Origin of the sequence: Petroclostridium xylanilyticum (genome assembly GCF_002252565.1) — a bacterium.
Classification (GTDB): Bacteria; Bacillota; Clostridia; order SK-Y3; family SK-Y3; genus Petroclostridium; species Petroclostridium xylanilyticum.
In genome coordinates this window covers 140,736-166,488 of record NZ_NPML01000019.1, presented here as the reverse complement: position 1 = coordinate 166,488, position 25,753 = coordinate 140,736, and the positions used below count along the sequence as shown (strand labels likewise).

The window sequence follows — 25,753 nt, the reverse complement described above, 5'->3', positions numbered from 1 at the left end:
ACATGAAGAGTAAGGCTTTAGGAGGGATATGGACGCAATGAAGGAAAAAATTTTATTGGTAGATGATGAAGTAAAACTGCTGGAAGTTGTAAAAGATTACCTTATAGTCGAGGGATATGATGTATATACAGCAGAGAGGGGTAAACAAGCCATCGAACTGTTTCATAAATTAAAGCCTGATTTTATTGTTCTTGACTTGATGCTTCCTGACTTATCAGGGGAAGAAATATGCAAGCAAATAAGAATGGAATCGGATGTACCTATATTGATGCTCACTGCTAAAAGCGGTGAAGAGGATAAGGTGCACGGTTTGTACATTGGTGCTGATGATTATCTGACTAAACCGTTTAGTCCCAGGGAGTTGATAGGAAGGGTCAGGGCTATTTTAAGAAGGACAAAAGGAAATATGATGGTGACGGATATTTTATCTTTTAACAATGGTGATTTAGAAATAGATATACCTAAGCATGTAGTCAAAAAAAGTGGACAGGTTGTCAACCTGACGCCAAATGAATACAATATTTTACTCTCTTTGGCTCAAAATCCGCAAAGGACCTTTTCGCGCAATCAGCTGATCAATGTTGCTTTAGGTTACGATTTTGAAGGATATGACCGGACAATCGATACCCATATTAAAAACATCAGGCAAAAAATTGAAGACGATATAAAAGAACCTAAATACATTGTAACAGTTTACGGAGTCGGATATAAATTTGTGGGGAATAGCCAATGATTAATATAAGTAAACAATTAAGAAAATATTTTATTTTAATTTCTATTATATCCGTTGTCTTTATTACCATCGTTTCAAATATCAGTATGAACTATTTTTTTACTAACTATGTTAAGGCATCTAGAAGCCAGGATGACCTTAAATTGGTGCAATATATAGAACGCCTGTATTCCGATGATGGTGGAGGGCTTGACAGTCGTTCGTTAATGAATATTCTGCACTATTCCTATAGTGAAGCAATAGAAGTTAAAATTAAAAATATAAAGAATGAAGTCGTATGGGAAAGCGGGATGTCCGACACAATGATGCACGGCATGATGGGAGGAAGGCGTTATCAGGACAGAAATGTGGTATATAAAGAATATCCTTTGAACTATCAGGGGCAGCAAGTAGGAATTATTGAAATAGGCAGGCCACAGAGTATTATAGTGACTTCACAGGATAGGGGCTTTGTATATACCATTAATGGAGTATATATTGCTGCTTTTATTTTTTCTATCATACTGGCTGCTATTTTAAGTTTGCACGTATCTAAAAAGTTTTTGCATCCCATATACCTCATTAAAGAAAATGCGAAGTTAATAGAGGAGGAAAAATATAAGCAGCTGTACGATATAGAGACAAATACCCTTGAGTTGCAGGATTTATCCATTTCAATAAAAGAACTTGCAGAAAAATTAGAATATCAGGATGCATTAAGAAAGAGATTAACATCTGACATTTCCCACGAACTGAGAACTCCTCTGGCAACATTACAGAGTCATATAGAAGCTTTTATGGACGGCATATGGCAGCCTACCCAGGAACGGTTGATGAGCATTCATGATGAAATTACCAGGCTCACAAAGCTTATAAAAGATCTTTCAGACTTATCTAAAATTGAGAGCGAAGAAGTCAGGTTAAATATGGATAAGGTCAATTTATCATCCTTATTAGATAACGTAGTAGATAATTTTGAGCCGCTGTTCATAAGCAAGGATATAAAGATTGTAAAAGATATACAGCAGGATGTAGAGATAATGGGCGACGCTGACCGGCTAAACCAGATTTTTATCAATGTTTTATCCAATGCCTATAAATATACAAATGAGAAGGGACAGATTACAACTACATTAAATGAGTACAAAGGTAAAGTTAGTATTATCATTGAAGATACCGGCATAGGTATTGAGAAAGAGGACCTGGTCCATATCTTTGAAAGATTTTACAGGGGAGATGTTTCACGGAGCCGGGAAACAGGGGGCTCCGGTATAGGGCTTACCATTACCAAAGCGCTGGTGGAAGCCCATAAGGGCACAATAAAAGTAGAGAGTGAGGTAAATAAAGGCACTAAAGTAATTATAAGTTTTAATAAATCTTCATAAGTTTTTCATAATCTCTCCATTAGTTCTTCATAATTGCCTATTATAATAAAGACATAAAAGCGATAAGAGATATCGCAAATAAAAATAAAGGAGGTCTTCAATTATGAAGAAAAAAATTACAGTACTTATCACAACATTATTGCTCATTACAGCGATCGCTGTACCGGTAGCGCTTGCTGCGGATGAAAAAGATTCCAAAGCATCAGACTTCTTTAATTCTATGTTCGATTTTCATAGGAAATGGGTAGACAAAGCAGTGGAAAAGGGTGACATTACAGAAGATGAAGCCAAACAATGGAATGAGCATTTTGATTACATGCAGAAATTCCATGAAGAGAACGGATTTGGCGGACAATGTGGAGGAGTTGGCGGACCTGGCAATGGTCCAGCAAATCAGAGTTACCGATCACAATTCAATAGAGGTATGATGGGTGGCTACGGCGGCATGATGGGCAGCTACTTTGATAATGAGCTATAATTCAAATAAGGAAACAAAAAACGGTTTTGAATAGCTGTTTTTTGTTTCTTTATTTGTGAAAGGAGAGTATGTTGTTGATTAGGCCAAGCATGGCAATAAAAAAAAGAATCTTCTTTTTACTTGTTTTCTTTACTTTGTCACTAACTGGGTTAATTGTACGAATAAGTTGGTTACAAGTATATGATGGTGAAAAACTTCAAAAAGAAGCTATAAAACAGCAGGTTCGTGACAGCATGATTAACTCCAGGAGAGGTTCCATCTTTGACCGTAACGGTAAGCCTCTTGCAGTAAGTGCTTCGGTAGAAACAGTTAGTGTTGCACCGAATGAAATAAAAAAGGCCGGCAATGCCGGGGAAATAGCTGGAAAGTTATCACAAATTTTAAATATGACTTATGAAGATGTATATAAGAAAATTACTAAAGAAAGTGATTATGAGATTATTAAAAGAAAGATTGATAAAAATCAAGCTGATGAGATTAGACAATATAGGTTGAAAGGTATCTATCTGGAAGAAGATTCAAAACGATATTATCCCTACGGCAATTTTGCAGCTCATATACTGGGAGCTGTGGGTGTTGACAATCAAGGGTTATTTGGGATAGAAGCAAAGTATGATAAGTATTTAAAAGGTTTACCCGGAAGGGTTATATCGGCAGCAGATGCAGCGGGGACAGAAATGCCATATCAATACGAAAGATATGTAGATCCGGAAGATGGGGCTAATGTAGTATTAACAATTGATGAAACGATTCAACATTTTGCTGAAAGACATTTGGAAACGGCATTGATGGAGAATAAAGTGGCAAATGGAGGAGTTGCCATTGTAATGGACCCCCAGACGGGAGATATACTTGCCATGGCAGTTAAGCCTGACTTTGATCTAAATAATCCTTTAGAGATACAGGATGAAAAAAGGAAAAAGGAATTAGAAAAGCTAAGTGGAAAAGATTTTACAGACCGGTACAGGGTTGAACTTCAAAAGATGTGGCGGAATAAGGCCATAGTTGACAGCTATGAACCGGGATCAACTTTTAAGATTATAACAGCAGCAGCTGCGCTGGAAGAAAATGCTGTGCAACTTGATGACCTATTTAATTGCATAGGCTATGCTGTGGTGGCAGGGCAAAGGATTAACTGCTGGAGGTATTACAGGCCACATGGAATACAAACTTTTGTGCAAGCAGTTCAAAATTCCTGCAATCCTGCATTTATTGAAGTAGCAGGCAAAATAGGGCCGGAAGTGTTCTACCGTTATGTGAAAGCCTTCGGATTTTTAGAAAGGACGGGCATTGATTTTGATGGAGAAATGGCCGGACTATTCCATAAACCTGCAGCATTTAATCAACTGGAGCTGGCGACAGCGTCCTTTGGACAGGGTTTTCAGGTTACCCCGCTTCAAATGATTAGTGCTATATCTGCAGTTGTAAACGATGGTTATTTGTTAAAACCAAGGTTGGTAAAACAGCTAACTGATAAAGAAGGAAATGTTATCAAAAATTTTGACCCGGAAGTCGTCCGGCAGGTCATATCAAAAGAAACTTCTGCTGTCCTTAGAGAAATTCTTGAGAGTGTAGTTTCTGAAGGGACAGGGAAAAATGCATACATAAAGGGGTATAGAGTGGCGGGAAAGACGGGAACATCCGAGAAACTCCCGAGAGGGCAAAAGAATTATATTGCTTCATTTGTCGGTTTCGCTCCTGCGGATGCTCCTAAAGCCGTTGTGCTTGTAATATTGGATGAACCTAAAGGGGACGATTACTTCGGTGGTGTTGTTGCTGCACCTGTTGCAGGTAAGATTCTTGATGATACATTAAATTACCTGGGAGTAGAGCCTAGATTCACCAAGGAAGAATTATTAATGATGGATGTTACTATCCCGGAAGTAAGAAATTTAGATGTAGAGCAAGCACAGCAGAAGATTAAAGAGATAAACTTAGCCTATAAAGTTGAAGGTTCCGGTAATACCGTTACCGATCAAACACCCAAACCGGGAACAAAACTTCCGGAAAAGTCTACAATTATATTATATACTGAAGATTCTAAACCAACAGCTAGTGTAGTAGTTCCGGATGTATTAAAAAAATCGGTTTTAGATGCTAATAAAATATTAAATGATGCAAGCTTGAATCTTAGGATAGTTGGTTCGGGGACGGTAACTGGCCGTAGCGGGGAAGTAAATGCTGCGTTATCAGTTAGTCAGGATCCGCCTGCAGGAACAGTGGTTGTTCCCGGTACGCCGGTAAATGTTGAATTCAGGCATACGGAAGTGGATTAGAATATAAAAACAGCTATTTAAGCTGTTTTTTTGTTTCTGTACTGGTTATAGACTGGTAAAGAAATTCACTATAACAAGAAATTTCCAGAATAGTAAAAAATATTAATAATGTTGCAAAGGATAGCGGGAATATTGCAGCAGAAGCGAATCAAAAAATGAATATTATTAAACAGTCATCAGAGGAGACTTCCGGCTTAGCAAGAGAACTTGGGGAAAAAGCACAGGAAATAGGCAATATTATTAATACGATTAAAAATATTGCCAAACAAACTTATTAGCGCTTAATGCTGCAATAGAATCAGCAAGAGCAGGAGAAGCAGGGGGTAGGGTTTGCAGTAGTAGCAGAAGAAATTAGAAAGTTGGCAGAAAATAATGATAATTCAGCTAAAGTAGTTGAAGGCATCATAGATGATATTTTAAATAATATACAATATGTAATTAATAAGACAATAGAATCCGGAGAGAATATTAACACAGCTAATTCCACTATGGAAAAAGTTTTTATACAATTAAATGGCATTGTCAATGGTATTGACAGTATCAATAAGAGAATTCAAAATATTGCGGCTGATATAGAACATCAAGGGGCATTGACGCAAGAACTTACGGTGACAATGCAGAATATCAGTGATTCAAATGCATCGATTAATGAGGGTATTCTGGCAATTGCTTCAGGGCTTGAGGGCCAGACAAATTCGTCCACAGAATTAAGCAAGACGGTGGAACAATTAAATAATATATCCGTAGAACTTTTTGAATTATCAAATAAATTTAGAATTACTGAAAAACAGTAGGATGAATTTATACATGGTAGTTTTTAAAAATCTATCCATTACACTTCTACATATTTTCTTCATAATTTCTTCATATTTTTTTAATATAATATATTATGAAAGTGATATAAAGCATGGTAATAACAACAATTTAAGCTGTTTTTGCTGCCTTTATATCACTTGTTTATTAATATTCGTATAACAAATTATGTAATAATTATGAAGGGGGGTAAATACTTAAAAACACACTAAATAGATAGAAATAATTTAATTTGATTTTTAAAGAAAAACATACCTGAAATTGATAAGTTTAATAGAATTGTTTCAGAATCTCTAAATCAATTATTTGTTAGGAGAGTAAGTCATGAGAAAAAGGATAATAATAAATATTTTCTTAGTTAGCTTATTTTTATTAACAAGTGTAACAGGTGTACCGGCATCTGCTAAAACTACTTCATATTTTTCGGATATTTCACAATCGGACTGGTCGGCGGCTTACATATCAAAATTAGTTGACTCGGGGAATATCAGTGGATATGCTGATGGTACATTTAAACCCAATAAAACAATAACAAAGGCAGAATTTGTGACTCTGCTTTTAAGGAGTTTGGACTATAAACAAGAAACAACGGAAAACGGGCACTGGGCTATGGACTATATCAGAAAAGCCGAATCTTTAGGAATTTTAGAGAAAAATGAATTTAATGATGCTGATTTAGATAAGCCCATTAACCGTGCAGAAGTGGCAAAAGTGATTATAAATGCTCTAGATGAAACTTATCCGGAAAATCTAAATAATTATAAACTTTACATCAATGACTTTGATAATATTCACCCTAATTACCAGGAGTATGTACTTAAAGCCTATGGAAAGGGATTGCTCGCCGGATATTCTGACGGTGAATTTAAGGGGGATAAAAATTTAACACGGGCTGAGGCCTTAGCAGTAATTATGAGGGTTATAGATAAAAATGAAAGGGTAATTCTAAAAGAACCGGTAAAACCTAGAGCTAAAGAAGTTATAGAAACGGCTTCAAAAGAAAAGGATAAGCGGCAGCTTATTGTACAAACCGCAATGAAATATTTAGGAGTTCCATACCGGTGGGGCGGAGCCAACCCTTCTGGATTTGATTCTTCGGGTATAATATGGTATACCTTTAAGGAAAACGGAATCCAGTTGCCACGTGTTTCTTTTGATATGTATAAAGTAGGAAGGCCAATTTCGAAAGAAGAGCTTCTTCCCGGTGATCTGGTATTCTTCGAGGGTTATGCGCCCGGACCTTCCCATGGAGTCATTTATATTGGGGATGGAAAGTTTGTACACTCTCCGCGTACCGGTAAGACAGTTTCAATAGGAAGAATTGATGATCCCTACTACTATGCTCCGAGATACTATGGGGCGCGGCGGGTTATTGAATAGGCTATCCGGGAAAATAGAAGTTTTATCTTGCTGTAAACAATGGTAAACTTAGCGGCTAAGTTCGTTGTTAATTGAAAAATATTTTGATAATTAAACCCAAGCCCTTATGTTATTAATGACACAAGGGCTTTTATACTTTGTACATTGTTGAAGACTAAGCAATATTTGTTCTTTGCTACTTCAACCCTAAACCTATTAGTTGTATCAAAATCTTCGATTTTATTCTTCACTTCTTCATATTTTCTTCACAAGCGCTTGCTATAATAAGCTGTAAAATTAGAGAGGACGTATATTTTATTTTTGAAAAATATTATGGAAAGGACGTAATTTATATATCAAATTGTTTACAAAAAATTCACAGTATTTTTATAGGTATAGTATATAATCAAAATACCAGTGAGTATTTTGCTCATATAAAATTTAACTTTTGAAAGGAGAAAAGGGATTTGTTAAAGGTAAGAAACTCCGGGGATAAAATTTTAGTTCTTTTAAGTGTGTTTTTTGTTTCAATATCATTATTTGTATACCAGGTTGTATTAACCAGAATATATTCTGCTATCCTCTGGTATCATTACGTATTTTTAATTACTTCCTTTGCAGTATTTGGATTGGGTATAGGAGGTATTATTGCTTATAGGCAGCAGGAAAAAAGAAGGGCAAATAAAGCCGAACCAAAAAGAAAAGCAGTACCGGATGCTGATGTACCTCCTATTCAATCCTTATATAAAGCATTGGTAGTACTTTCAATCTCCTATATATCGGTACTGGGAATAGTCTATATTCTACCTTATATTAACGGTTTATTGGTGTATGCCGTATTAGGGACTATACCTTTTATATTGGGTGGATATTATTTTTCTGTACTTTTCAGAGAACTTTCCGGAATAAGTAATAGACTGTATTTTGCTGACCTGCTGGGATCAGGATTGGGAAGCATCATTGTACTGCTATCACTAAATTATCTGGGGATGTATAGATCAGTTATTCTGATTTGTGTAATTGCTTCTTTAGCAGCATTACTGTTCGCAATCTTTTTAAAAAGAAAAAGTGCAGTTAACTATATTTTACCCGTGATATTTTTAGCAGGTCTTTTAATACCGGGTCAATATGTGAATTTCATTGAGCAGAATTTCAATGGGTTCACAACAAATGTTACAAAAACACTGGGAAAAATTGAAAAAGCGGGAGAAAAAGGTAAGATTGTCTATACCAAATGGAATGCCTTTTCAAGAACTGACGTTATAAAGGTTGAGGAAGACCCTGACCAGATGCTGGTAACAATCGATGGTGCTGCGAATGCGCCTATGTACAGATTTGATGGAAATACTGAAAGCCTTAATAAGTATAAGAAAGATACCGAATATATGCCTTTTTCGTTTGGAAAAAATGACAGTACGCTAATTATCGGGCCTGGAGGAGGAAGAGACGTACTATATGCACTTGCCGGTGGAAGTAAGGATATCACCGCTGTCGAAATTAATACTTCCAGCATAGACGCAGTAAGACATTTTAAAGATTATAACGGGAATATTTACGACAGACCTGAAGTACGGGTATACGGTGAGGATGGACGGAACTATATAAGAAAGACAAAAGATAAGTACGATGTCATATTTCTATCGCTGGTAATGACCAGTACTTCTCAGGGTGCCGGCTATGCGCTTTCTGAAAACTATATATATACTGTTGAGGCAATGCAGGACTACCTTGACCATCTTAAAGAGGACGGTAAACTAGCGTTTTTAACCCATGACCAGGAAGACCTGGGGAAAATAGTAGCAACTGCCATACTAGCATTAAAGAATAAGGGTATACCGGTTAAAGATGCACCTAAATATATGGCAATCTTTAAGAAAAATATGCCCCAGAGCCAGCATGGCGGGGAGCACATTCACAATCCCATGGTGATTATCAAAAATACGCCTTTTACACAAGAGCAGAGTAAAGAACTGGCACAGAAAGCAGTGGAAAATGGAAATATCCCTTTGTTTACACCCCACATCTATGAGCAGGGTCCTCTTGGTCATATAAAAGAAGAGCATATTTCCATGGCAGAATACCTGACAGGTTTTAGTTATAACGTAACGCCTGCAACAGACGACAGCCCGTATTTTTATAACTTTACCAAAGGAATTTCGCCTATATTACTCTTTATACTTTCTGCTGTGATAGTAGGGGGTATGGTTTTATTTATTCCTTATGTTGCCCAACATGGCGCTTCAAGGCCTGCGTTGTATTTTAGCGGCCTGGGTGCCGGGTTCATGCTGATAGAAATTCCTCTCATACAGAAATTTATACTGTACCTCGGTCATCCCGTGCTGGCATTTACCTATGTACTTGCAGCATTGCTGATAGGCTGCGGGTTGGGTGCCTTTATGAGCAGCAGTAAGTTGTTTAATAGAACTATTAAAAATGTATATATGCCTCCTGTATTAATTGTTATAATCAATATGATATTAATTGGTATATTGGGAGGTGTATTTAAAAATACTTCCGACTGGAGCCTGGTCAATAGAATTCTTATTTCATCCATCATCGTGATGATCCAGGGATTCTTTATGGGCATGCCTTTCCCGAGAGGACTTAAACTGTTAAGTGAAAGCGGAAGAAGCGATATCATTCCGGTTATGTGGGGTATTAACGGGGTAATGTCGGTAGTTGGTTCTGTGCTGTCCATTATATTATCTATGGAATTTGGCTTTAACGGTGCATTGATAGCAGGAGGAATTGCTTATATTTTAGTGAGTTTGCAAAATAAAATATAAGAGAAACTTCATTAAATAATAGCCTGCACGTTTCAATGGAGAAGTGTCAGGCTATTTTTACATCTTTTAGGAAAACATTTCAAGCTTTTTATATACTATTGACAAAACATCAATCTTATAGTAATATCTTACTAAACATATAAGAATTATATAAATTATCAGAATACTTAAATTTGACATCAAATGTTAACATTATATAAAAGTTAAGGCATCGAACAATTGAATAACATTCTTATCAAGAGCGGTGGAGGGAACGGCCCTTTGAAGCCCGGCAACCAGCATTAATGTATTGGTGCCAAGTCCGTCAGAGATATTCTGGAAGATGAGATTACAACTCCTATTCTCAACTGCAGAATAGGGGTTTTTTTAAGTTTTAAAAAGAAGGAGAATGCAATGATGAACATTGAAACGATTGTTGCCCAGGCAGGTATTGGTGCAGATTCTGAGAAAGGCTCCATTAGTGTTCCAATCTATCACAGTGCAACCTTTCGGCATATAGCTCTGGGTGTATCAACCGGATATGATTACAGCCGAACATCTAATCCAACCCGGAAGGTATTGGAGGATTTGGCAGCGGAGTTGGAAGGAGGGTGTGGAGGCTATGCTTTTGCTTCTGGTATGGCCGCTGTTACAGCAGTATTAATGATTTTTTCTAAAGGGGATCATTTAATTGTATCTGATGATTTATATGGTGGAACTTATAGGGTTTTAGACAAAATATTCTGTAGATATGGAATTACAGCCAGCTATGTGGATACGTCTAACGTCGAAGAAGTGATAGCAGCCATCCAGCCGGAAGTTACAAAAGCTATATTTATTGAAAGTCCTACCAATCCATTAATGAAAATCACCAACATCCGGGAGGTTGCTTCGGTAGCAAAAAGCAGAGGGATATTAACCATTGTAGACAACACCTTCATGACTCCCTATCTACAGCAGCCTATTAAGTTAGGTGCAGATATTGTTGTGCATAGTGCTACTAAGTATCTAGGCGGCCATAATGATGTTTTAGGAGGTATTGTCGTAGGAGCTACTCAAGAATTATGTGAAAAAATTAAATTTATTCAAAACTCTACAGGAGGAGTTTTAGGACCTCAGGACAGTTGGCTAATGATTAGAGGCATTAAAACATTAGCTGTCCGAATGGACCGGCAGCAGGATAATGCTTTTAAAATAGCAAAATGGCTCAAAGAGAGACCAGAGGTTAAAGAGGTCTATTATCCTGGTTTGCCAGGACACCCGGGTCATAATATTATAAGCGAACAGGCCAAAGGATATGGGGCGATGATCTCGTTTAAAGTAAAGCGTAAAGAATTTATCGAACGAATTATCAACAGGGTTAGGATTATATCTTTTGCAGAAAGTCTCGGCGGGGTGGAAAGCTTAATAACATATCCTGCCAAGCAAACCCACGGGGATATCCCAGAAGAAGTGAGAAACCGTATTGGTGTGACCGACGATTTGTTAAGATTATCTGTGGGTATAGAAAATGCTGATGATTTGCTAAAAGACCTGGAACAAGCTATGGAAGGAGGGAGAGCATGAGATATGGGACCAAGATTTTGCATAACGGTAATGAAACAGATCCGAATACAGGAGCCCTCAGTATCCCTATCTACCAGGTTTCCACATTTCATCAAGAAGATATCGATAGACCTGGCAAATATGATTATGCACGTTCCGGCAATCCTACCAGGGAAGCATTGGAGCGTACTATAGCAGCATTGGAAGGGGGAACCTATGGATATGCCTTTGCATCGGGAATGGCAGCAGTTTCATCAGTGCTGGCTATATTTCGGCCGGGGGATCATATCATAGCAGCAGAGGACCTTTATGGTGGAACATACCGGATTCTCACACGATTTTTCTGTGAATTTGGCATTGAAGTAACCTTTATAGATGCAACAGATGTAAATGCCATAGAGAAAGCTGTTAGAAACAATACCCGTGCTCTCTATCTGGAATCTCCGTCCAATCCTCTTTTAAAAATTACGGATTTAGGGGCAGCTGTAGATATTGCAAGGAGGCATAACCTTATAACCATCATTGATAATACCTTTATGTCTCCCTATTTCCAGCGGCCTCTGGATTTAGGCATTGATATTTCCATTCACAGCGCAACCAAGTTCATTGGAGGTCATAGTGATGTAATCGGGGGACTGGTAGTTACCAAACGGGAAGATCTTGCAAAAAAAATATATTTTGTTCAAAACGGGTATGGTGCAGTATTAGGACCCCAGGATTGCTGGCTTCTGCATAGAGGAATCAAAACTCTGAGAGCAAGGATGGAGATACAGCAGCAATCAGCTGATAAAATTGCCCGGTGGTTAAAAAATCAACCATGGGTGGAAGAGGTCTTTTATCCAGGGCTTGAAAGTCATAATGGATACGCTGTTCATGCGGCACAGGCAACCGGAGCAGGTGCAGTGCTTTCTTTTAAAACTGTCACAGAAAAAGTTGCAAAGAGTATCATGAAAAATGTAAAAATATGGTCAGTCGCAGTTAGCCTCGGTGGAGTAGAGTCTATCATGTCATACCCTGTGAAGATGTCCCATGCTTCTATGCCAGAAGAAGAGCGTAGGAGATTGGGAATTACAGATACATTGATCCGGTTATCAGCAGGATTGGAAGAAGTTGAGGATTTGATGGAAGATATAGAAAAAGGTGCAATACTGGTATGAAAATACGAATTTAATTGTATTATATAAATATTTATAAGGATAAGGAGATTGTTAATATGTTAGAACAAAAATTCAACGATTTAAAAAATTATATAAAAAGCCTGGGAAGCGTTGCAGTAGCATACTCCGGAGGTGTTGATAGTACCTTTTTAATAAAAGTTGCTCATGATGTTTTAGGGGAGAAAGCGATTGCTGTTACTGCCCGTTCTTCTACCTATCCTGAGAGGGAGTTTAATGAAGCAGTAGAATATATTAAGGATATTGGTGCACAACATATTGTTATCATTTCTGAAGAATTGGATATTGAAGGGTTTTCAAACAATCCTACAAATAGATGTTATTACTGTAAAAAAGAACTGTTTCGGAAGGTTGGGGAAGTAGCTAAAGAAAAAGGAATACAATATGTTGCCGATGGCTCCAATTATGATGACCTGAATGACTACAGGCCTGGTATGCAGGCAGCGAGGGAATTACAGGTAGTAAGTCCCCTAAAATACGCTAAGTTGACAAAAGAAGATATTCGAATACTGTCGAAACAACTTGGGCTGCCGACCTGGGATAAGCCTGCCTTTGCCTGTCTTTCATCAAGGTTTCCTTATGGACACAAGATTACCAGAGAAAAATTATCAATGGTTGAAAAAGCGGAACAATACCTCATGGACCTGGGTTTTAGACAGCTGCGCGTACGCCACCATGGAGAGACTGCCAGAATCGAAATAGGTGAACAGGAGTTTGACAGGTTTCTGGATAGAGCATTAATGCGTAAAGTAGCTGAAAAGTTAAAAAGCTTAGGTTTTACTTATGTGTGCCTGGATTTGGAAGGTTATCGTATCGGAAGTATGAATGAGGTATTATAGAAGATGAATTTAAAAAAGTCACGGCTATTTAAGGGAGTTTTTTTAAACATTTTATGATAATATTTGATCCAAGACAGGAAGGAAAAGTCTGGCATAAACTGGTTGATATATTATTTATAGCAGTAGTTGCAGTGGTTTACGGATTTAACGAGTGGGAAGAAAAGCTCCTGAAAATCTTGCAATGCTTAAAAGACTTGCATTAAATATGGTAAGAAAAGATGAAAAAAGACATCCGAAAAAAGCCTAAGGATAAGAAAAGTACATGCATTACTTGATGAAGAATATTTAGAATATATATTAAGAATAAATTTTGGATGAGACCGAAGAGGCTTAAAATGAATACTTTTACCTTACTGGGTGTCTCCAATAAGGAACACCTGGTTAGTAGAGTATTGCCTTTTTTAAGCTGTATCAGTCAAGACCCTGGGCGTGTCACGTACCTGTTCATTATAATACCAGGGGACACATCAATAAAAATTTGCCTGTCTTATATGATTAATGCTGTAATAGCATTTTTTAAAAAAACTTGTGAAAAGGTTTTAGCAGGAAATGAGTTCATGAATTTGCCGTGTGTATACGTAATCTCCGACTTTAAAACTCTCAATTATTCCTGTATAATATATATATCGATTCTTTACTTTTACGGTGATATGGGAGTTATTATGGAAAAAACATTTTGCAGATACAAGACCAATGAAAATAATTTTAATTTTGTCCATTCAGTTGCACAACCCCCGGGTGATTTTCCCGTGCATATCCATGATTTATACGAGCTGTATTATTTTATTTCGGGAGATGTTACCTACTACATTGAGGGACAGGCATACAATATTAAACGCAATGACATCCTCATTATCAACAACCGTGAGCTTCACAGACCCGTATTTAATTCAACCCGCCCCTACGAAAGAATGGTTATACATTTTAAACCGGAATATGTTTCTTTATTCCAAAGTAAAGAATATAATCTGTTATATTATTTTGAAAAAAGAAGGCTGGGACAATATAACAGAATCGAATCGGAAGATGTGCTGCAATTTGGTATAAACAAATATTTTAACCAAATTGAAAAATGTGCCACGGAAGAATCAGCCGAACGTCATGTAATGATTAAAACTGTTTTTGTCCAGATGTTGGTAGCACTGAATAAAATATTTGATCAAAAGAAAAATGTGGTCACAAGCTCTTTCGGATATGATAAGAAAATAAGTGCCATATTGGATTTTATTAATAATCATCTGGATGAAAAAATTACACTTGATACATTGGAACATAAGTTCTTTGTTAATAAATATTACCTGTGCCATCTTTTTAAGAAAAACACAGGCTTTACAGTAATTGAATACATCACTTACAAACGGATTATGAAAGCAAAGGAACTTTTGCTTGCCGGAATACCAGCCACTGAAGCGTGTCATTCCGTTGGCTTCTCCGATTACTCCAATTTTTATAAGGTATTTAAAAAAATTATAGGTGTATCTCCCAGAAATTTTACAAAATAGCTATCAAATTATAGATATCATTGCTTGTTTTTACATTTTATGATGTAGTTTTAATTCAAAAACAATTGGTAGCTCGTAATCTGTATCTACAATAAGATGCAATTTATATCAGAACCATTTAACAACCTTTTCTCAGGCAGTTCCATCTTCACGAACGCCTCTATATGTTTTTTTGCCCCAGTCTGTATCCAGATCACGACGCCCATCTGCTTCTTTATTTTCTCTTCCAGATAGAGATTGAATCGCTTTACCGTACAAATAGTGTTTTTTGTGGTATTACTCAAACACGCATTCTACCGTCTTTTTTGGGGTAAAATTATTTTTAGCCTATTCGCTTTCTATTTGCTATATCTGAATTTCGGAACATCTAAAAAGTATATAGATAATGTTCATGTAAAGGATGTCAAAAAAACTGACACGGGAAATGTGTTTGTGCCGGTAGGCCACGGAGATATTGATTGGAAGGGGCAGATGAACGATTTAAAAACCGATGGCTATGCAGGTAATATAGTCATCGAGACACACTGCAAACCATTATTGGAATTAACACGGAAGTCCGTAGAATATGTGCGCAATATTTGCAATATTTAAAGCAACAAAACCCAAGATTATATATAAATGTTGGGATATAATATCAATATAAATAATACCTTATCTTGAGCTTTTTAAGCATACCATTGAAATTGCTAAATTTAAGTATAATAGCTATAGACATTGCCATTATATAAGAAGGTCAAGAAAGAAATTTCATTGTAAACAGGTGAATATTATGGATAAAACATTAAACGCTGCCATTATAGGATGTGGGGCTATATTCAAAGTACATGCTGATGCAATTAGAGACAGTTCCTATGCACAGTTGGTTTCTGCAGTGGATATAGATGAACAAAAAGCGAGGGCGGCAACATTAGAATATGAATGTAGTTTTTATACGGATTATAGAGAATTGTTAAAGAATGAGAAAATAGATGTCGTGCATATCTGTACGCCTCATTATTTACATGCTCCTATGGCGATTGATGCAGTTAGAGCAGGAAAGCATGTGCTGGTGGAAAAACCTGTGGCGATCAATTTGGAGCAAGCGCAGGAAATGGCTGCAGAAGCGAAAAGAAACAATGTATATATAGGCGTCTGCTTTCAAAACCGGTACAATGATACAACGATTAGAGCAAAAGAAATACTGCAAAAGGGGTTATTAGGAAAAATTAGAGGAGTCAAAGGGATAGTAACCTGGCATAGAAATGAAGACTACTATACACAAAGTGGATGGAGAGGGAGCTTTGAAACTGAGGGTGGAGGCGTCCTCATTAACCAGGCCATCCATACACTGGATCTTATGCAGCTGCTGGCAGGTGAAGTGGAGGCAATAAAAGGTAATGTAGATACCCGTGTGCTTCAGGGAGTAATAGAGGTAGAAGATACTGCCGATGCGACAATATACTTTAAAAATGGGGCAGTAGGGCTATTTTATGCTACCAACTGCTATACTGCAAATTCACCTGTAGAGCTTGAGGTGCATTGTGAGAAAGGCTTATTAAAAGTGGATGATGACGGACTTTACATGATACATGATGGAAAAAAAGAGTGGCTGACCGGTAACCGTTACCAAACAGGATACAAAGATTACTGGGGCGGTAGTCATAAGAAGCTGATAGAGCATTTTTATCAATGTATAGTTGAACAGCGAGGTGAAGGATATATTACAGTTGAAGAAAGCATGGTATCACTTAAAATGATTGAGGGGATATACCGCTCGTCGGCAACAAATCAAAAATACTCTTTTGAACAACCTTGGTGATTGCATAATGGCATAAAATGATTGAGTTATTTGTAGCGGCGGCCCGCGGGGACTGGTGCACAATACCAGCTAACGGAATATATGAACCAATCCGATGGGTTCTCCTCTACAGAAAGTCAGTTGAGTGATGAGTTAAGTGTTGATATGCAACAGGTTGATGATTCTGCAATTGTCTAATAAACTAGGTGGGAGGATGAAATCATATGAAATTTTCAGTTTTTACAGTAGGTACTCCGGACTACAACCTGGAGGAAACGGTTATAAAGCTTAAGGAATTTGGCTATGATGGTGTGGAGTGGAGAGTGGCAGAGGCTTTGAAATCAGAACCCGATCCTATACCGCCAAAAGAACGATGGTATTGGTCTTACAATAAGAGCACGGTTGATATTGATACCATAGAAGAAAAAGCCGAATATGTAAAGTCTATTTGTGAAAAACATGGTATGGAAATTTGTGCTCTTGCTACTTATCTTACACCGGATCAGGCTGATAAAGTGGAAAGAGTGTTAAAAGCAGCAGTGATAATGGGGTGCCCCAGAATCAGAGTTAATGTTCCCGGATATAAAGGAGATGTAAATTACAATGATTTATTCAATAAAACGATTAGTGAAATCAAAGTACTAGAGCAGTTGGCTAAGAAATATAATGTAAAGATCAATTTTGAAATTCATATGGGTAACATTATTCCCAGTGCCAGTGCTGCCTACAGACTTGTCTCCAATTTTGACAGCAGGTATATCGGAGTTATCCACGATGCAGGCAATATGGTGCATGAAGGCTTTGAACAGTATAAAATGGGTGTTGAACTGTTAAATGACTATTTAGATCATGTACATGTCAAGAATGCACGATGGGTGAGGGATGAGAATATAAAAGAGCAGTACAACTGGAAGCCGGAGTGGTGCCCGATACCGGAAGGGATAGCAAATCTGAAAAGTTTAATAGAAGCATTAAAAGCAATAGGGTATGACGGTTATTTATCCTTTGAAGATTTTTCCAATGAAACAGCTACCGATGAAAAGCTAAAAAACAATCTGGAATACATAAAAGAATTATTGAAATGAAACTAAAAAGCTTACGGAACTAGTTCCGTAAGCTTTTTAAGATATCAAAATATTCAGGAAAAGAAATATTTACAGTCATTTTTTGTTTCTAATATAAGGAATGAAAAATGAAGGGAGAAAAACGTATGAATAACATTGTATTCCGTCCGTACTTTCAAAGGAAGAAGTAAATACTCTGATTAAAAGAAACAATAGCAGGTGAAATACATGTATGCTAGCATGAAAAAAATCTTTGATAAATTTTTTGACATAAATATTTTTCAAAAGTTAATAATTTCTTTTACTCTCATCATAGTTATTCCTTTATTTACTTCATATTACATTTCCAAGAGGACTATGGGTGAAGTAATCGTTAAACAAGTATATGGAGATACTTTGAATTCATTACAACTTGTAGCAAGTAGTGTAGATGAAATATTGGGTAGAATGATATCAGCTTCTTTATATGTAAGTCAGGATGAAAACATTAAACTAATTCTTCAAGCAGAGTCAAATATTAGTCTAATAGATGATAATATTGATCAACCAAAAAAAATGCTTGAAAGACTTAATAGAATTAATAAGGTTAATAATATGCTAGACAACATATCATTTAATACTATGGGAAGTAAATGCTATATTACCCTTATTACACCGTCAGGTGCAAAATACACTAATTGGCATTATGATGGGAAATTAGCAGAAGATTATTTATTACCATATATGAATGGTAAACTTATACCGTCAGATAATAGTGTCATATGGAAAGACATTGAAAAAAACTATGTTTATAATGATGTAAAGTCAAAGCCCTATGTTTTAACACTTATTAAAAACGTTAACGATGAGTGGTACAACCAAAAATATGGTACAATTATTATTAGTATTCCCGAAATAGAAATACGAAAATTTATATCTAGCAGCAATAATAATTATAAAAGATTTATCATAGATAAAAACATGAATATCATTTCAGATTCAAATGGTGAAAACATTACAAAGTCTTTTGAAGAAATTTATGACGGAGTAATTCCTAAAGAAAGAAAAGGATATTTTATTGACAAACTTAACAGTGGTAATAAAGTTCTTATCACATACTATAAAATTGATACTATGCAGTGGACAGTTATAGACATAAAGTCTTATGATTATATTACCCAGGAATTAACTCAAAGCAACAATAGGTTATTAATAGGAAATATTATTTGCATATTTGTTTTTCTTGGGGTAGCGGGTTTTATCGCAAGAAGTATTGCAAAGCCCATTAAGCTTTTAACAAAAGAGATGTTACTTACAGATTTAGAGTCTGTGTATCAACAAGTTAGAATAAAACGGCGGGATGAGATTGGTGTTTTGGAAGATAGTTTTAATACCATGAGGAAAAATATTCATAAGCTTATGCAAGAAAACCTAGAAAAGGAAAGAAAAAAAAGGGAAGCTGAATTAGAAGCGTTACAAGCACAGATTAGCCCTCACTTTCTATTTAATACATTAAATGCTGTTAGATGGGCGGCAATAAATAATAATAGCAAAAAAGCTGCTGATATGGTCTTGGCGTTAGGAAATCTTTTGAGGATGACAATTATAAAGAATAATGAATTAATTAGTATAGAACAGGAGATAGAGAATCTTAAATACTATATTGCTATTATAAAAATGAGACATGCTACCATGTTTGACGTTTTTTATGATATTGACGAAAGTATTAGAGATTTTCAAATTCCTAAGCTTTTATTACAGCCTTTAGTTGAAAATGCAATTTTACATGGATTTGAACAATTAAAGGTTGGGGGAAGAATCGATATAATAGGGACTGAGAAAAAGGATAAAATTTTAATATTAATTAAAGATAATGGAAAAGGAATGGATACTACTTTTTTATTAGAAGAAAAGAATATAAAAAGTCTAAAGTTTTCAGGAATAGGGATTGAGAATGTTAATGAGAGAATTAAAATACATTATGGCAAGGAATATGGTATTGTTATAAAAAGTGAACCTGGTAGAGGGACTACTGTAGAGGTGTGGCTTCCTAAAAAATTTGGAGAGGTGATAGAATGATTAAAACAATTATTGTTGATGATGATATTGAGATGTTACAGGGATTAGAAAACATTATTACATGGGAAGATTATGGATTCTCATTAGTAGGGAAAGCCGATAATGGTGCAGACGCATTAGAACTTGTCAAAACATATTTGCCCGAATTGATCATCACTGATATAACTATGCCTGTTATGAATGGCTTGATATTAATAAGAGAGGCAAAAGAAATTATTCCCGAAGTAAAAACTGTAATACTGACATGTCATGAGGATTTTTATTATGCTAAAGAGGCAATTGAGTTAGCAGTAGATGACTATCTTGTAAAAATTACTCTTACAGAAAAAGAATTAATAAGAACAATTTTAAAGATTAAAGAAAAAATAAAAATTCAGAAAATGCAAAAAGATACTGTTTTGCAAATGGACTATGAATTAAATAGTAGCAAGCATGTTATAAAGAATAAGTTTTTTATGGATATAGCAGAAGGTTTGAGCCTTCAGCAAAATTATCTGCATAAAAAGGCGGAATTTCTTAAGATTGATATTCCAAAAGATGAATACCGGGTAGTAGGACTTTTTATAGATAATTTTAATCATGCTATTAGAAAATGTCCAATAAAAGAACGTAATCTACTACAATACGCTATATCAAATATTCTTGAAGAAATGATACAGCCCATAAAGAACATAACATTTTTTTCATATAGTGATGACACATATATAATACTATATTGGGATAATGATAGCAACATAATAATAAAACAAAAAATGATGGATACGCTTAAAGAGTTCCAAGAAAAAATTGTTGAGTACCTCCATATTAGTATATCTGCCTGTATTAGTTCCTATTATACAAATATCACCAATTTGAAAAAAGCGCTTGATGAAGTAAGGGGACTTAGAAATGGATATTTTTATTTGGGAACAAGAACAATTATGACACCTCAACAATATCAGTTCAACAACATTTCCGAGTCATTGGCCAAAAAGTACTTGGACGATTTTAGAAATGCAATTAATACGTATGATAAGAGTATAATTAATCAATACCTTAAAGAATGGTATGAAGAAATTATTAAGAAAAACTATGAACCTAATAATGTAAAAGAATTATTTAAAAGAGTCTTTATTGATGTTGGTGCTTTGGCAAATAAACATGGAATTAAAGTTGATGAATTAGATTACGATGCTGATACATTTGAAACATATCAAAATAATTTAATATCAGCTGTAAATAATGTTTTATTAAGAATAGAACAAGAAAAGAATATTTCTTCGAGAAAAGAGATCAATGACGTTATAAAATATATTGAAAAAAATATTGGTGAACCAATCAATTGCGAGTTAATGGCTAACCATGTTAATATGAACAGCAGCTATTTTAGCAGGTTGTTTAAGCAGGAGGTAGGAGTTAGTTTCTCGGAATATTTAATAAATAAAAGAATAGAGAGGGCTACAGATTTACTGATAAATACAAATTTAACAATAGAAGAAATAGCGCAAGCAGTTGGAATTGAAAATGTAAGTTACTTTTACCGAATCTATAAGAAAGTAACAGGAAAGACACCAAGAGAGATAAGAGAAGCAAAGTAATAAAAAGATAATTTTAAGTAATAAAAGTACATTGTTTAATTAATTAAATAGTATTAAAATAAAATCAAGATAAGAGAAAGGCCAGTTGTAAAATGTCAAGGGGGGAATTGGAAATAAATTTTTTGATATATTTATTTACTTGTCAAGGTATAAGTAGAACGATTTGAGTTATTCAGAGTATCTCTCCAAAGATCTCTGTGAAGAGATCTTTGGAGAGATACTCTGGAATATAATTTTCAGAAATTAAAGGTCGAAAATATAAGGTTTGTAGCTGGAAATTTATTAACTTAAACCTTACAAATACTATTATATGAGAAGGAGAGTTCCAATGAATTCGTTCCACAATAAGCATTCTTTAGAACGAGGAGAAAATCTAACTGGTTTTTTATTTGTACTTCCTAGCTTTTTAGGTTTCATTGTGTTTGTATTAGTGCCGGTAATTTTCTCTTTAGGTTTAAGTTTTACAAAATGGAATTTTATCAGTGGTTTAAAAGCAATACAATTTGTCGGTATTAGTAATTATATTGAATTATTTAAAGATGAATGGTTTATTAGTTCTTTCAGAAATAATTTGGTTTTTACTTTTACAACTGTACCAATTACAGCATTTCTTGCACTTGTCTTAGCGGTCATAATCAATAAATATACCTATGGAAAAGATGTTATTAGAGTAATGGTATTTATACCATATATCTCGAGCGTAGTAGCAGTATGTATCGTATGGATGGTGTTGCTGCATCCTACGTATGGGCCAATAAATCAATTTTTAATGCAGTTGGGTATAAAAAATCCGCCAAGATGGCTATCAGATATGAACTGGGCACTTCCAGCAGTTATAATAATTACGATTTGGCAGCAATTAGGGTATTATATAATTGTATATATTGCAGGTTTAAATAGCATATCAAATGAGTTATATGAAGCTGCAGAAATTGATGGTGCTAATCTATTTCAGAAATTCTGGCATATTACGATCCCTATGGTATCACCTACAACTTTCTTTTTAGTGACAATGGGGATAATTGGTTCTTTTAAAGTATTTGATCAGATTAGTGTTTTAACTCAAGGTGGACCAGGTACTGCTACAACAGTGTTGGCTTATTATATCTATCGAACTGCATTTGAGTTTTTTAGAATGGGATATGCAAGTACGGTAGCCTGGATATTGTTCATATTAGTATTTATTATTACCATGTTCCAATGGAGAGCTCAGAAGAAATGGGTAACATATGAATAAGAGGAGAGGCAGGATTCATGAAAAATCAAGTAATTCTAAAAAGTATAATGACTGTGGTAATTTTTGTTATAGCATTTACAATGACGCTTCCTTTACTTTGGATGCTTTCTGCTTCCATGAAAGTGGAAACTGATGTTTTTAAATTTCCTATTGAATGGATTCCTAAAAGATGGAATGTTGTTAGTAATTATAAAGAAGTCTGGGGAAGTCAATATAATTTTGCCATGTATTATTGGAACTCAATAAAAATTACAGTGTTAGCTACCATCTGTCAAGTATTTGTTTCAGCTATGGGAGCTTATGGCTTTTCGAAGATAAATTTTAAGTTCAGAGATTCCTTATTTCTCTTATACCTTGCAACTATTATGATCCCTGAACAGGTAACTATTGTTCCCAGATTTATGATTTTTAAATGGTTGGGATTGTTTGATACTCATACAGGATTAGTGATGATGCTTTCTTTTAGTGTTTACGGAGTATTTCTGCTTAGACAATTTATGGTGGTTATACCTAATTCACTATCTGAATCAGCTAAAATTGATGGAGCGAATCATTTTAGAATTTTTATGCAAATTATATTGCCAATTACAAAACCAGCAATTGCAACACTTTCAATTTTAAAATTTGTGTGGACATGGAATGACTATCAACATCCGTTAATATTTTTGAGTTCAAAGGAAAAGTTTACATTACAGTTGGGAATGAAGCAATTTGCGTCAGAGTCAGGGGAATTCTATTCACTAATTATGACAGGTGCTGTAATGGCAATTATCCCGTTAATCATTGTTTTTATAATAGGACAGAAATATGTTATTGAAGGGATTACTATGGGAGCTGTTAAAGGTTGAGTGCGACACGTCGGTCGTATAGATAACATGTAGACTACCAGATTTACAATGCACTACAACAATGGTGCAAAAGACGTCATCCTAAAAGGGGTAAATGGTGGATAAATACAAAATACTTCCATAGTATAGGAAACAAAAACTGGGTGTTTGCAGCTAAAACAGACAAAAGAATTCATCTAAGATAAGTTCAAATCCCTGTACCGGCTGAAACGTTATAGCGAAGAGACTTTGAGTTGCTTGAGCGGAATGCGGTGAAAGTCGCACGTTCCGTTCTTAGGGGAGTGAGACTCGGTAACAAAGCTTACTTACTCGACTACATTTACTGTTAGGTAAATGATATTAATAAAACATTTTAGGAGGATGGTCAAATGCAAAGAATTAGTAAAAAGTTAGCCATTTTATTGTCTTTAATTCTATTGCTAAGTGCAGTAGGATGCAAAGCTGAACAGCCAAAGCAAACAGGCGAAGTAAAAAAGGAAGAACAAAAAGAAGTTCAAAAGCCAGTTACATTAAAATTTTATTCTTGGGAGTCGTATTTCAAAGATAACAACGAGAAAGTAATTAAAGCATTTCAAGAAAAAAATCCAAATATCAATGTAGAAGTGGAATATGTAGGTGATGGTAATAACAATGAATATTTGAAAAAGATTGATTTAATGTTATTATCAGGGCAGCAGGTTGACATCGTGATGCAAGCAAACTTTGTAGACCATATTGTAAGAGCTACAGCTGGAGTGCTTGAGCCTTTAGATGACTTTATGAAAGCAGAAGGAGTAAAATATGAAGATATCTTTACCTTTAATTCTAAAATAGATGGAAAAGCATACGGTTTTCCTGGAGATGTGAAATCATGGTTTGTTATGATCAATAAAAACCATTTAGATGAAGCTGGATTACCATTACCTCCACTAGATTGGACTTGGGAAGATTATAGAGAATATGCTAAGAAATTGACAAAAGGAGAAGGAAAAGACAAGCGTTATGGTTCATACTTTCACTCATGGGCTGATTACAACCTACTGGCGTTTTACACAGACCGTTTAGATAATCCTTTCGTCAAGAAAGACGGCTCTTTAAATTTTGATGATCCACTGTATAAAGAGTTTATGAAATTCAGATATGATATGGAAAATGTAGATAAATGTTCTACTCCATACTTTGAAGTAAAATCATTAAATTTGAATTATAGAAACCAGTTTTATAATGAAAAAATCAGTATGTTGCCAGTAGGTTCATGGATGATTTCTGAGATTAAAAATACAGAAAAATATCCTCATGATTTTATTACAGCTTTTGCACCATTACCAAGATGGAGCAAAGAAAGTCCAAAAGGACGGACAATCACAGAAGCTATGTATTATTGTGTAACAAATATCTCCAAGTTTAAAGAAGAAGCATATAAATTTATAAAGTTCTATACGACAGATGGAATGAGTATAAAAGGAACTGGAATGACAGCTCAAAAAGGCGGAGATAAGAACAAGATCTTAGATATTATGATGGGCGAAAATCCATCAAAGCTATATGATGTTGATTCCTTAAAGAAAGTATTTAATAATCCTGATTGGTTTGACAATGTATTTACAAATGTTCCTAAGTATCACGCAGAGTTGAAAAAAATGTTTGTTGAAGAGTCAGAAAAATACCTTGTTAATGGCATATCACTAGATGAAGCTATGAAGAATATTCAAAAAAGAGCACAAGAAATTGCTGATAAAAACAAATAATCTCTAATGCTTATATCAGTGAAGCTGCGGATTGATAATGTGGCTTCACTGATTTACTAGAAGATGAATTAAAAAAAGTAAAAAACTATTGATTTTTTTTAAAAGAAATGTTAATATTATATGCGAATATTTATAAATTATTTAGAGGTTATTGTAATGACTAAAGGTCAAATTGAAGCTAAAATAAGTGAGGCAGTAAGTAAGTTTGAAATAGAGTTTATGGGTAGAGGTCCCAAACAGATAAGGACTATAATTATACAGGACCTCATAATAGTAAGGTTAAAAGGGTTTCTTAGCCAGTCGGAGCAAAAATTAGCTGAGAATAGTCAGGGTGTTGAATTAATAAAAAAGTTACGGAGTACACTATTTGAAAATGCAAGAGAATATTTTGAAGCTTTAATTAAAGAAGTAATTGATATTAACATAATAAGTACTCATTCTGATGTTAGTACAAAAACCGGTGAAAAGATAATTGTAATAACAGTTGATGAGAATTTAGAAGAAAAACTTAATAGATAATTTTGGAAGACCGGGTGAAGGGTTGTAAAAACCAGTCACAGTGTAAGCCAATATTCATTAACTTTGTATAGGTTAACGAATATTGGCTTTTTGTTTT

Annotated in this window: 21 protein-coding genes, 1 pseudogene and 1 riboswitch; all 22 genes and pseudogenes read left to right on the top strand. The window is 35.1% G+C overall.

Annotated features, from left to right (window positions below):
* Nucleotides 1-37: 37 nt before the first annotated feature.
* The 22 genes and pseudogenes from CIB29_RS13065 (at nt 38) to CIB29_RS12960 (ending at nt 25,656) form a co-directional block, all read left to right on the top strand.
* Nucleotides 38-733, top strand: a complete 696-nt coding sequence (locus CIB29_RS13065; RefSeq protein ID WP_094550367.1) for a response regulator transcription factor — start codon at nt 38-40, stop codon at nt 731-733.
* Nucleotides 730-2,097, top strand: coding sequence for a sensor histidine kinase (locus CIB29_RS13060; protein ID WP_094550366.1), 1,368 nt, complete (start codon nt 730-732; stop codon nt 2,095-2,097). Before CIB29_RS13065 ends, CIB29_RS13060 begins: the two co-directional genes overlap by 4 nt.
* Before the next feature lie 103 nt (nt 2,098-2,200).
* Nucleotides 2,201-2,575, top strand: coding sequence for a DUF2680 domain-containing protein (locus CIB29_RS13055; RefSeq protein WP_094550364.1), 375 nt, complete (start codon nt 2,201-2,203; stop codon nt 2,573-2,575).
* Nucleotides 2,576-2,649: 74 nt separating this feature from the next.
* Nucleotides 2,650-4,851 carry a stage V sporulation protein D gene (locus tag CIB29_RS13050; RefSeq protein WP_198543875.1) on the top strand — a complete coding sequence of 734 codons (2,202 nt, stop codon included), beginning with the start codon at nt 2,650-2,652 and terminating at the stop codon, nt 4,849-4,851.
* Between the two features lie 257 nt (nt 4,852-5,108).
* A pseudogene (locus tag CIB29_RS19655) lies at nt 5,109-5,223 on the top strand (methyl-accepting chemotaxis protein); the annotation flags it as partial.
* Nucleotides 5,211-5,645, top strand: a complete 435-nt coding sequence (locus CIB29_RS18955) for a methyl-accepting chemotaxis domain-containing protein (RefSeq protein ID WP_198543874.1) — start codon at nt 5,211-5,213, stop codon at nt 5,643-5,645. The pseudogene CIB29_RS19655 and the gene CIB29_RS18955, both read left to right, overlap by 13 nt.
* Before the next feature lie 343 nt (nt 5,646-5,988).
* The gene (locus tag CIB29_RS13040) at nt 5,989-7,044 is read left to right on the top strand and encodes an S-layer homology domain-containing protein (RefSeq protein WP_094550360.1); all 1,056 of its coding nucleotides are present in this window, start codon (nt 5,989-5,991) and stop codon (nt 7,042-7,044) included.
* Between the two features lie 446 nt (nt 7,045-7,490).
* Entirely contained in the window at nt 7,491-9,809 is a 2,319-nt protein-coding gene (locus CIB29_RS13035) for a spermine/spermidine synthase domain-containing protein (RefSeq protein ID WP_198543873.1), read from the top strand.
* A gap of 229 nt (nt 9,810-10,038) precedes the next feature.
* Nucleotides 10,039-10,138: riboswitch (SAM riboswitch) on the top strand.
* 67 nt (nt 10,139-10,205) lie between these two features.
* Nucleotides 10,206-11,354 (top strand): trans-sulfuration enzyme family protein, encoded by a 1,149-nt coding sequence (locus CIB29_RS13030; RefSeq protein WP_094551100.1) that lies wholly within the window; start codon nt 10,206-10,208, stop codon nt 11,352-11,354.
* Entirely contained in the window at nt 11,351-12,490 is a 1,140-nt protein-coding gene (locus CIB29_RS13025; protein ID WP_094550358.1) for a trans-sulfuration enzyme family protein, read from the top strand. The genes CIB29_RS13030 and CIB29_RS13025 overlap by 4 nt, the downstream gene beginning before the upstream one ends.
* A gap of 56 nt (nt 12,491-12,546) precedes the next feature.
* Nucleotides 12,547-13,347, top strand: a complete 801-nt coding sequence (larE, locus tag CIB29_RS13020; protein ID WP_094550356.1) for an ATP-dependent sacrificial sulfur transferase LarE — start codon at nt 12,547-12,549, stop codon at nt 13,345-13,347.
* A gap of 53 nt (nt 13,348-13,400) precedes the next feature.
* Entirely contained in the window at nt 13,401-13,550 is a 150-nt protein-coding gene (locus CIB29_RS13015) for a transposase family protein (protein ID WP_094550354.1), read from the top strand.
* Between the two features lie 459 nt (nt 13,551-14,009).
* Nucleotides 14,010-14,849 carry an AraC family transcriptional regulator gene (locus CIB29_RS13010; RefSeq protein WP_094551098.1) on the top strand — a complete coding sequence of 280 codons (840 nt, stop codon included), beginning with the start codon at nt 14,010-14,012 and terminating at the stop codon, nt 14,847-14,849.
* 342 nt (nt 14,850-15,191) lie between these two features.
* The gene (locus CIB29_RS18950; protein WP_094550352.1) at nt 15,192-15,440 is read left to right on the top strand and encodes a sugar phosphate isomerase/epimerase family protein; all 249 of its coding nucleotides are present in this window, start codon (nt 15,192-15,194) and stop codon (nt 15,438-15,440) included.
* Between the two features lie 178 nt (nt 15,441-15,618).
* Nucleotides 15,619-16,647 (top strand): Gfo/Idh/MocA family protein, encoded by a 1,029-nt coding sequence (locus CIB29_RS12995; RefSeq protein ID WP_094550350.1) that lies wholly within the window; start codon nt 15,619-15,621, stop codon nt 16,645-16,647.
* Between the two features lie 203 nt (nt 16,648-16,850).
* The gene (locus tag CIB29_RS12990; RefSeq protein WP_094550348.1) at nt 16,851-17,711 is read left to right on the top strand and encodes a sugar phosphate isomerase/epimerase family protein; all 861 of its coding nucleotides are present in this window, start codon (nt 16,851-16,853) and stop codon (nt 17,709-17,711) included.
* 207 nt (nt 17,712-17,918) lie between these two features.
* Nucleotides 17,919-19,748, top strand: coding sequence for a sensor histidine kinase (locus tag CIB29_RS12985; protein ID WP_094550346.1), 1,830 nt, complete (start codon nt 17,919-17,921; stop codon nt 19,746-19,748).
* Nucleotides 19,745-21,325 (top strand): response regulator transcription factor, encoded by a 1,581-nt coding sequence (locus tag CIB29_RS12980; protein WP_094550344.1) that lies wholly within the window; start codon nt 19,745-19,747, stop codon nt 21,323-21,325. Before CIB29_RS12985 ends, CIB29_RS12980 begins: the two co-directional genes overlap by 4 nt.
* A 328-nt stretch (nt 21,326-21,653) precedes the next feature.
* On the top strand, nt 21,654-22,562 hold the full coding sequence (locus CIB29_RS12975; RefSeq protein ID WP_094550342.1) for a carbohydrate ABC transporter permease: 909 nt from the start codon (nt 21,654-21,656) through the stop codon (nt 22,560-22,562).
* A gap of 17 nt (nt 22,563-22,579) precedes the next feature.
* A complete protein-coding gene (locus tag CIB29_RS12970) occupies nt 22,580-23,410 on the top strand; it encodes a carbohydrate ABC transporter permease (RefSeq protein ID WP_094550340.1) in 831 nt (276 codons plus the stop codon).
* A gap of 368 nt (nt 23,411-23,778) precedes the next feature.
* Complete coding sequence (locus CIB29_RS12965) at nt 23,779-25,137, top strand: ABC transporter substrate-binding protein (RefSeq protein WP_094550338.1); 1,359 nt, start codon at nt 23,779-23,781, stop codon at nt 25,135-25,137.
* 156 nt (nt 25,138-25,293) lie between these two features.
* Nucleotides 25,294-25,656 carry a Na-translocating system protein MpsC family protein gene (locus CIB29_RS12960; protein WP_094550336.1) on the top strand — a complete coding sequence of 121 codons (363 nt, stop codon included), beginning with the start codon at nt 25,294-25,296 and terminating at the stop codon, nt 25,654-25,656.
* Nucleotides 25,657-25,753: the final 97 nt, after the last annotated feature.

Excerpts from the sequence above, each read along its gene's own strand:
- CIB29_RS12995 (WP_094550350.1), top strand. The coding sequence starts at position 15,619 with ATGGATAAAACATTAAACGCTGCCATTATAGGATGTGGGGCTATATTC.
- CIB29_RS12965 (WP_094550338.1), top strand. The coding sequence starts at position 23,779 with ATGCAAAGAATTAGTAAAAAGTTAGCCATTTTATTGTCTTTAATTCTA.
- CIB29_RS13015 (WP_094550354.1), top strand. The coding sequence starts at position 13,401 with ATGATAATATTTGATCCAAGACAGGAAGGAAAAGTCTGGCATAAACTG.
- CIB29_RS12960 (WP_094550336.1), top strand. The coding sequence starts at position 25,294 with ATGACTAAAGGTCAAATTGAAGCTAAAATAAGTGAGGCAGTAAGTAAG.
- CIB29_RS13065 (WP_094550367.1), top strand. The coding sequence starts at position 38 with ATGAAGGAAAAAATTTTATTGGTAGATGATGAAGTAAAACTGCTGGAA.
- larE (WP_094550356.1), top strand. The coding sequence starts at position 12,547 with ATGTTAGAACAAAAATTCAACGATTTAAAAAATTATATAAAAAGCCTG.
- CIB29_RS13055 (WP_094550364.1), top strand. The coding sequence starts at position 2,201 with ATGAAGAAAAAAATTACAGTACTTATCACAACATTATTGCTCATTACA.
- CIB29_RS12990 (WP_094550348.1), top strand. The coding sequence starts at position 16,851 with ATGAAATTTTCAGTTTTTACAGTAGGTACTCCGGACTACAACCTGGAG.
- CIB29_RS12980 (WP_094550344.1), top strand. The coding sequence starts at position 19,745 with ATGATTAAAACAATTATTGTTGATGATGATATTGAGATGTTACAGGGA.
- CIB29_RS13030 (WP_094551100.1), top strand. The coding sequence starts at position 10,206 with ATGAACATTGAAACGATTGTTGCCCAGGCAGGTATTGGTGCAGATTCT.
- CIB29_RS12970 (WP_094550340.1), top strand. The coding sequence starts at position 22,580 with ATGAAAAATCAAGTAATTCTAAAAAGTATAATGACTGTGGTAATTTTT.
- CIB29_RS13025 (WP_094550358.1), top strand. The coding sequence starts at position 11,351 with ATGAGATATGGGACCAAGATTTTGCATAACGGTAATGAAACAGATCCG.
- CIB29_RS13060 (WP_094550366.1), top strand. The coding sequence starts at position 730 with ATGATTAATATAAGTAAACAATTAAGAAAATATTTTATTTTAATTTCT.
- CIB29_RS13010 (WP_094551098.1), top strand. The coding sequence starts at position 14,010 with ATGGAAAAAACATTTTGCAGATACAAGACCAATGAAAATAATTTTAAT.
- CIB29_RS12975 (WP_094550342.1), top strand. The coding sequence starts at position 21,654 with ATGAATTCGTTCCACAATAAGCATTCTTTAGAACGAGGAGAAAATCTA.
- CIB29_RS13040 (WP_094550360.1), top strand. The coding sequence starts at position 5,989 with ATGAGAAAAAGGATAATAATAAATATTTTCTTAGTTAGCTTATTTTTA.
- CIB29_RS12985 (WP_094550346.1), top strand. The coding sequence starts at position 17,919 with ATGTATGCTAGCATGAAAAAAATCTTTGATAAATTTTTTGACATAAAT.